Consider the following 7,355-nt stretch of genomic DNA (forward strand, 5'->3'; position numbering starts at 1 on the left):
GCCGCCACGTCGGCGGCGACGTGGCGGCGGCCCTGTTCCGGTCTCACCTCCGGGGCGTCCCGGCCGGCCCGCCCTGGTCCGCCACGAAGGAGGCCATCCAGGCCAGCGCCGCGTTCCAGTTGATGGCCGTCTCGTTCGTCGACCAGGACTCGATGTCGTCGATGTAGCAGAACTGGCCCACGCAGCCCTGGAGTCTGCTCTGTGCGAAGGGGTCCTGGATGCTGGAGTTGGCGCCTCCGGCGAGGGTGCCCTTCGGCGGGTTCGGCAGGCTCGGCTCGAGTTGGCGGGCGTACCAGCGGCTGTGCTGGTTGTGGGAGCTGACCGTGCCGTAGCCGGTGACGTAGGAGATGTTGAGGGCGTTGCGGCCCAGGACGTAGTCCATGCTCTGCACCGCGCCGTCACGGTACTTCGCGGCGCCGGTGAGGTCGTGGGCCGTGGCGACGACCCGGGCGTTGTTGAGGATCTGGCTGTTGGAGCCCCAGTCGTAGACATTGTCCGCGGGGGCGTACGGCATGCCGTACGGCTGTGACCTCAGCGTGGCCAGGTACTTGTCCGCACCCTTGATCACCGACTGGCGCACCTTCTCCCGGTCGGGGAGCCGGCTCGGGACGGTGGCGAGGTCGAGGCGGGCGGCCACCGCGGTGCCGCCCCAGTCGAAGCTGACGCTGCCGAAGATGTCGGCCGTGTGCAGGGGGGACTTGAGCACGTGGTCGGCGAACTGCCGCTCCCCGGTGGTGAGGTACAGCTCGGCGGCCGCCCAGTAGAACTCGTCGGTGGCGTTGTCGTCGGCGTAGGCGCCGCCGCCGATGCCGTCGTTCGGGTCCGGGTAGACCTCGGGATGGGCGAGCGCGGCGGCCCAGGCCGTGCGCGCGGTCTTCAGGACCTTCGCCGCGAAGGCCTTGTCGTAGGGCCCGTAGAGGCGGGCCGCCTGGGCCGCCGTCGCCGCCAGGTTCAGGGTCGCCTGGGTCGTCGGCCGGTGCAGTTCCCGCTTCTGCGGGTCCTGGTGGGGCAGCAGCGGCAGCCCGGTCCACTGCTCGTCGTGGATCTTGCTGTGCGCCATGCCGGCCAGCGGCTGCCCGGCCGGCACCTGCATCTTCAGCAGGAACTCCAGCTCCCAGCGGGCCTCGTCCAGGATGTCGGGCACCTTGTTGCCGCTCTCCGGGACGGCGAGCGTCCTGTCACCGAGGCTCGAGGGCCGGCCGGTGCGCGCGTGCAGGGAGCGCTCGTAGGTGCTCAGCAGTCCCCAGGTGGTGATGCCGCCGTTGACGACGTACTTGCCGTGGTCGCCGGCGTCGTACCAGCCGCCGGTGACGTCCAGCGTGTAGTCGCACAGGCCCGGCTGGCAGGGCACCTCGGCGTCGCCCTGGTTGGGGGCGACGTCCAGGTGGCCGGCGGGGCGGGCGTAGCCGGGGCGCAGGTCCTCGCGGATCGCGATCCCGCTGCGCTGTGTGTAGTAGTGCTTGAGGGAGTCCAGGCGGAGCTGTTCGTAGGCCTCCGCGCCGATGTCGAAGGGGTGGCTCGTCTCGCCGTCGGCGACCAGGGTGAAGCCCTTGCCGCGCCCCCGGTAGGCGCCGAAGTCGATCGACTGCACGTTCTGCCCGGAGGAGACGTCCGTGCCCCTCGGCACCGTCCAGCCCTGGGCCACGACGGCCCCCTTGGTGTTGCGCAGCCGCCAGGGCAGCTTGGCGGTGGCGTCGGTGACCAGGGTGGCGTTCTTGGGCCCGTCCGGCAGATAGGCGACCTGGTTGACGCGGACCCGCGGCCCGGTGTCGGGCTCGTACACCTCCGGCGGCACCCCGCCCAGCAGTGACACGTCGTCCACACAGAAGCGCCAGGGATCCGCGGCGCCGCCGAGCTGGAAGGCGACCTGGCCCTGGGTGGTGTCGACGGGGGAGGTGAAGGTGTAGGAGTAGGCGTTCCCCGAGACGCTCAGCTGCGGACTCACCTCGAACCAGGTGTCGTACGGCGCCACCGACAACCCCGCGATCGCCCGGACCACGTGCCCGTCGGGCGTGCCGGTCGCCGTGAACGACAGCCGGTAGGTCTCGCCCTTCACCAGGGTGATGTCGTTCTGCCCCACGGCGGCGTCCCAGCGGTTGGCGGTGGAGCCGGGAACGTCCGCGCACAGCCGGCCGTCGGACAGGCCCGCGGTGACGTTGCTGCTCGTCCACCACGGTTCGGTGGTGGTGTCGAAGGTGCCGTTCCTGATCTGCTCGGCGTCGTCGGCCCGGGCCTGCGGGGCGGCGGGCAGGGTGGTGAGCGCCGCCGCGAACAGGGCGGCCACGGACAACAGGGTGGTTCTGCGTCGTTTCACGTCTGGGCTCCTCGAGAGGGAGGTACGGTCGGCGCCCCGTGGGAGCGCTCCCAAAAGACGGGCCCCCCATGCTTGTTGGAGCCATGACATCCCGTCAAGGGTGTGGTGGCGTGTTCCCGTCCCCGCCGTCACCCCTGCCGGATGTCCCCTTGACGCACCCGTCCCACGGCAAGGGGGTCGCCGTCCGCGCGGCGCCGTGACGGACTAGGCTGGAACGGAAGTGACGCACCTGATCACTGTGAGTGTGCGCGATGGGGTGGCGACGATGAGCCCGGTGTATCCGTTCGACGACGCGGCCACGGCACGGGCCGTCGTCGACGCCCACGGCGTCCTCGTCGAGTGGAACGAGGGCGCGCACCGGTTGCTCGGCTGGGCGCCCGGGGAGGTCCTGGGCAAACAGGCGGCGCACCTGCTGGCCGGCCACCCGCGACCGGTCCTTCCCGAGGGGCCGCGCTGGGACGGCACGCTCACCCTGCGGCACCGGGACGGGCGCGCCGTGACCGCCTGGGTGCTGGTCAACCACCGGGGCCCACAGGACGGCGGCGGCTGGCTCCTGGTCACTCCCCTGGCGGACGACGGACCGAAGGACCCGGACGATCCGCTGTCCCGGATCGCGCTCACGCAGTCGCCCTGTGCCATGGCCGTCTACGACGAGCGGCTGCGCCTGCGCGGGATGAACGACGCCATGGCGGAGGTGTTCGGCGGGGTGCCGGCCGAGCGGCTGCGGGGGCTGCGCCACTCCGAGATCGGCGGCCACCGGCAGAGCGAGGTCTTCGAGCGGCACATGCACCGGGTCCTGACCACCGGCCGGGAGGACGACGCACAGACGTACGTGCCGATAGGCATCGACAGCCGGGACAGCCGGGAGCACGCCTGGCTGGCCCGCGTGTCCCCGGTCACCGACCCGCAGGGACGGGTGCGCGGGGTGTGCGTGGCCGCGCACGACTTCACCGAGCAGTACCGGGCGCGCGAGCGGCTGCAACTGGTGAACGAGGCGAGCGTACGCGTCGGCACCACCCTCGACGTCATCCGGACGGCGCAGGAGCTCGCCGACGTCTGCGTCCCCGCCCTCGCCGACTTCGTCAGCGTCGACCTGCTGGACGCGGCCGAGCACGGCGGCAAGCCGCTCCCCGGCCCGCTGAGCATGCCGGTCACCCTGTACCGGGCCGCCCACAGCTCCGTCACCCCGGGCGCGCCGGAGGCCGTCGCCGTGGCCGGAAAGACCGAGGTCTACCCGGCCACCTCCCCGCAGGGCGCCTCCCTGGTGACCGGTCACTCGGTGGTGCTCTCCGAGGAGGCCGGCGACCTGGAGAAGTGGCTTTCCTGGGATCCGGTGCGCAGCCTGCGCGTCCGGGAGCTGGGCGTTCACTCCACGATGTCCGTGCCGGTCCGGGCCCGGGGTGTGACCCTCGGAGTCGCCGTGTTCACCCGGTTCGAGCAGCCCGCCCCGTTCATGCCCGACGACGTGCTGCTCGCCGAGGAGGTCACGGCCCGCGCCGCCGTCTGCATCGACAACGCCCAGCGCTACTCGCTCGAGCGGGAGACCGCCCTCGCCCTGCAGCGCAGCCTGCTGCCGCACGCCCTGCCGCGCACCGCCGCGGTGGAGGCCGCCTCCCGCTACCTGCCGGCGGCCCGGGACGGGATGGGCGGCGACTGGTTCGACGTGATCCCGCTGTCCGGGATGCGGGTCGCCCTGGTCGTCGGGGACGTCCTCGGGCACGGGGTGCGGGCCTCGGCCACCATGGGCAGCCTGCGCACCGCCGTACGCACCCTCGCCGACATCGACCTCGCCCCGGACGAGCTGCTCACCCGCCTCGACGACGTGGTGGCCCGGATGTCCGCCGAGGCCGGCACCGGGGGCGGCCCCCGCGAAGTCGGCGCGAGCTGCCTGTACGCGGTGTACGACCCGGTCTCCCGCCGCTGCACGCTCGCCCGCGCCGGGCACCCGCCCCCGGTCCTGGTCCCGCCGGACGGCCCGCCGCGCCGGGTGGAGCTGCCGTGGGGTCCGCCGCTGGGCGTGGGCGGGCTGCCGTTCGAGAGCGTCGAACTCGACCTGCGGGAGGGCAGCGTGCTGTCCTTCTTCACCGACGGGCTGATCGAGGGCCGCGGACGGGACGCCGACGCCGGTCACCGGCTGCTGTGCGAGGCGCTGGCCGCCCGGACCGACTCCCTGGAGGAGACCTGCGACCGCGTTCTGCACGCCCTGCTCCCGGCGGGCGGTGCCTGCGACGACGCGGCCCTGCTACTGGCCCGCACCCGGAGCCTGTCGCCCTCCCAGGTGGTCACCTGGGACATCCCGGCCGACCCGTCGCTGGTCGCCCCGGTCCGCAAGCAGGTCGTCGAGCAGCTCGACCGCTGGGGGCTCGGCGAGGCGGCGTTCACCACCGAACTGGTGGTCAGCGAACTGGTCACCAACGCGCTGCGGTACGGCACTCCGCCGATCCGGCTGCGGCTGATCCACAGCGGGGCGCACCTGATCTGCGAGGTGTACGACACCACCCACGCCGCCCCGCACCTGCGCCGCGCCAAGACCTGGGACGAGGGCGGCCGCGGTCTGCTGCTGGTCGCCCAGCTCACCCGGCGGTGGGGCAGCAGGCACACCGCCGAGGGCAAGACCATCTGGGCGGAGCTGAGCCTGGACGAGGACGGGTGACGAGGACGGGTGACGACGGCGGGTGACGCCGACGGCTCGATGCCCCGGACGCGTCGGTCAGCCAGGGCCCGACCCAGCTGCACGAGGCGCGGCATGCGACGGGAAGGAGTTCCGGAGGAATGTGAGGAATGTGCGGTCGGCCGCGAACTTTTCGCCCGGTTCGCGCATCGGACACTCATGACGGCGCACGAGGCGCCGGACGCACGCGGCCACCGCGTGCGGCGAACCTCCAAGGAGTGGGGAACATGACGCACACCTCCCCGTCCGTCCACCGGGCGGCCCTGCTGGCGGGCTCGGTCGCCGTGCTGGGCCTGCTGACCGCCTGCGGCAGCGGCGGCGGCACGAGTGGCGCTCCGCAACAGGTGTCGGGCACCGCCGCACCCGCGACCGGCGACACCACGGCCGGTACGGCACCCGGTACGAACCCCGCCACCAGCAGCGGCGCCGCACCCCCGAGCAGCGCGACCACCGGCACCGCCCACGGCACGGGCGGCACCCGAACCGCCGCCACGAGCACCCGCTGCCACACCTCCGGACTGAGAGCCTCGGTGGGCCGCAACGACCCCGGCGCCGGGCAGGAGAACTTCCCGGTCGTCCTGACCAACACCTCCGGCCGCACCTGCACCGTGCGCGGCTACCCCGGCGCCGCGTTCGTGGACGCCGCGGGCAGGCAGCTGGGCCCGGACCCCAGGCGGTCCCCGGGAACACCCACCACGGTGACGCTGAGGCCGGGCCGCAGCGCCTGGGCGGGCCTGACGTTCTCCAATCCCCAGGTGAGCGGGGCGAGGACGGCGACGCCCGCCGCGCTGATCGTCACCCCGCCGGACGAGCGCGACCACCTCACGGTGAAGTGGACGGCCGGCCAGGTCCCCGTGGGCGGCAACGCCTCCTCGGTGTTCCTGACGGCTCTCAGCCCTGGCACGGCTCCCTGAGCGGGCGCCGCCGACCGCGTCCGGGAGGACCCCGCCCCGAACGCCGCGCTCGCCGAGGGCCTCTCGGTCGTCCTGCTCGTCGCCGTGCTCGCCTGGGCCGTCACCCGCCCGTTCGGATGGCCGGAGGCGGTCATGGCCGTGCCCGCCGCCGGGATCGTCGTCGCGACGGGCGCGATCCCGCTCGGCCACGCCCGGGCCGAGGCGGAGCGGCTGGGGCCGGTGGTCGGGTTCCCGGCCGCGCGGTTCGCCGTGGACCACGCGCCCCGCCCGGTGCTGCTGGTGTGGCCGGAGGCGGCGCCGGGCCTCACGACGATGCCGCCTCCCCCGCCGCCTCCGCATCCGCCGCACCACCGCTGACGCGGTTCAGTGGCCGCCGCGGCCGTGTCCGCCGCCCGGGCGGCGGTGACGTCTGTCGTGCTCCCGTGAGCAGGAGCGGTCGTGGGCGTCACAGCTGTCGGTGGGGGTCGGGTCGGCACTGGTGCCCGTCGGCTGCGGGGTCGTCCGGGGTGCCGTGGCGGCCGGGGCGGGCGGGGCCGCCTGCTTCGCCGAGGCCGACGGTCGGGGGGTGGGCGGGGCCGGCGCCCGGTCCGAGGGGCCGCCGTCCGCACCCCAGTTGGCCACCTCCATCTGCAGGCTGGACGCGGAGGTGTCCATCGCCCAGCGCTGGGTGTCGCTCTTCGCGCGGGTCTTGAGGACGAGGGCTCCCCCGCCGTCGGTGGCGGCCGGTGTCAGGGCCAGGTCCTGGTCGAAGCGCGGCACGAGGATTCCTTGCAGGGTGAAGTCGTAGCGGATGTCCTTCGCGCCCGGCCCGGAGGGGCCCGTGCAGGGGGCGAGCCGTACGGAGTAGCCCAGGCGGGAGTCCAGGCACAGGCCGGGTGCGGCGCCGCTGCGCAGCAGTCCGTCGGTCTCGTACGCCCACTGCTGGTCGGGCGACGAGGAGCAGCCCGCCAGCTCGGTCTCCGCGCCCTCGACGGCCTTCCTCCCCACGACGCCGATGCACAGCCCGGACGCGAGGTTGTGCAGCCGTCCGCGCAGGGTGGTCTTGCCCGCGGCACCGGCGCCGGCGCCGATCCAGGACGGCCCGGCGGACGGGGAGCCGCTGCCGGGCGTGTCGGAGGGCCGCCCGTCGGCTCCGGTGGCGGTCGCCCCGTCCCCGGAGCCGAGCACCGCCCACAGCACGAGCGGCAGCACGACCAGCCCGCTCACCGTGGCCACCGCGATGGCGAGATTCCGCTGCCGTGCGGCCCGTCGCGCCGCCTTCCGAGCCACCCGCCGCCCACCGGCACGCGGCCGGACCCCGGCACCCGCCGAGGCCGGCTCCGTGGCGGAATCCGGCGTCTCTTCCCGGCCCACCGAGGCCGATACCGAGCCGGTCTCCGCGGCGCCCCCACGGCCCACCGAAGCCGGCCCCACGCCCCGCTCGGCCGCCCGGTGCCCCACCCACGCCGCCACCGCG

Annotated in this window: 5 protein-coding genes; 3 read left to right on the plus strand and 2 right to left on the minus strand. The window is 74.3% G+C overall.

The window, feature by feature from the left end; all coding sequences use genetic code 11:
• Nucleotides 1-43: 43 nt before the first annotated feature.
• Entirely contained in the window at nt 44-2,314 is a 2,271-nt protein-coding gene (locus DEP02_RS17395) for a glycoside hydrolase family 9 protein (protein ID WP_112468384.1), read from the minus strand.
• A gap of 265 nt (nt 2,315-2,579) precedes the next feature.
• On the opposite strand from DEP02_RS17395, the gene DEP02_RS17400 reads away from it, so the two are divergent.
• From DEP02_RS17400 to DEP02_RS35865, 3 genes are all read left to right on the plus strand, one after another.
• Entirely contained in the window at nt 2,580-4,967 is a 2,388-nt protein-coding gene (locus DEP02_RS17400; RefSeq protein ID WP_112468390.1) for a SpoIIE family protein phosphatase, read from the plus strand.
• Nucleotides 4,968-5,212: 245 nt separating this feature from the next.
• Nucleotides 5,213-5,899 (plus strand): DUF4232 domain-containing protein, encoded by a 687-nt coding sequence (locus DEP02_RS17405; RefSeq protein WP_112468386.1) that lies wholly within the window; start codon nt 5,213-5,215, stop codon nt 5,897-5,899.
• A gap of 84 nt (nt 5,900-5,983) precedes the next feature.
• Nucleotides 5,984-6,256 carry a hypothetical protein gene (locus DEP02_RS35865; protein WP_438947770.1) on the plus strand — a complete coding sequence of 91 codons (273 nt, stop codon included), beginning with the start codon at nt 5,984-5,986 and terminating at the stop codon, nt 6,254-6,256.
• Between the two features lie 6 nt (nt 6,257-6,262).
• Here DEP02_RS35865 and DEP02_RS17415 read toward each other — a convergent pair.
• Nucleotides 6,263-7,355 (minus strand): RICIN domain-containing protein (locus tag DEP02_RS17415; RefSeq protein ID WP_198668471.1); only part of this gene is annotated, 1,093 nt, incomplete at its 5' end.

This window comes from Streptomyces triticisoli, assembly GCF_003270085.1.
GTDB classification, from domain to species: domain Bacteria; phylum Actinomycetota; class Actinomycetes; order Streptomycetales; family Streptomycetaceae; genus Streptomyces; species Streptomyces triticisoli.

Bases quoted from the DNA above. Each gene is read 5' to 3' on its own strand.
- DEP02_RS17405 (WP_112468386.1), top strand. From the start codon at position 5,213: ATGACGCACACCTCCCCGTCCGTCCACCGGGCGGCCCTGCTGGCGGGC.
- DEP02_RS17400 (WP_112468390.1), top strand. From the start codon at position 2,580: ATGAGCCCGGTGTATCCGTTCGACGACGCGGCCACGGCACGGGCCGTC.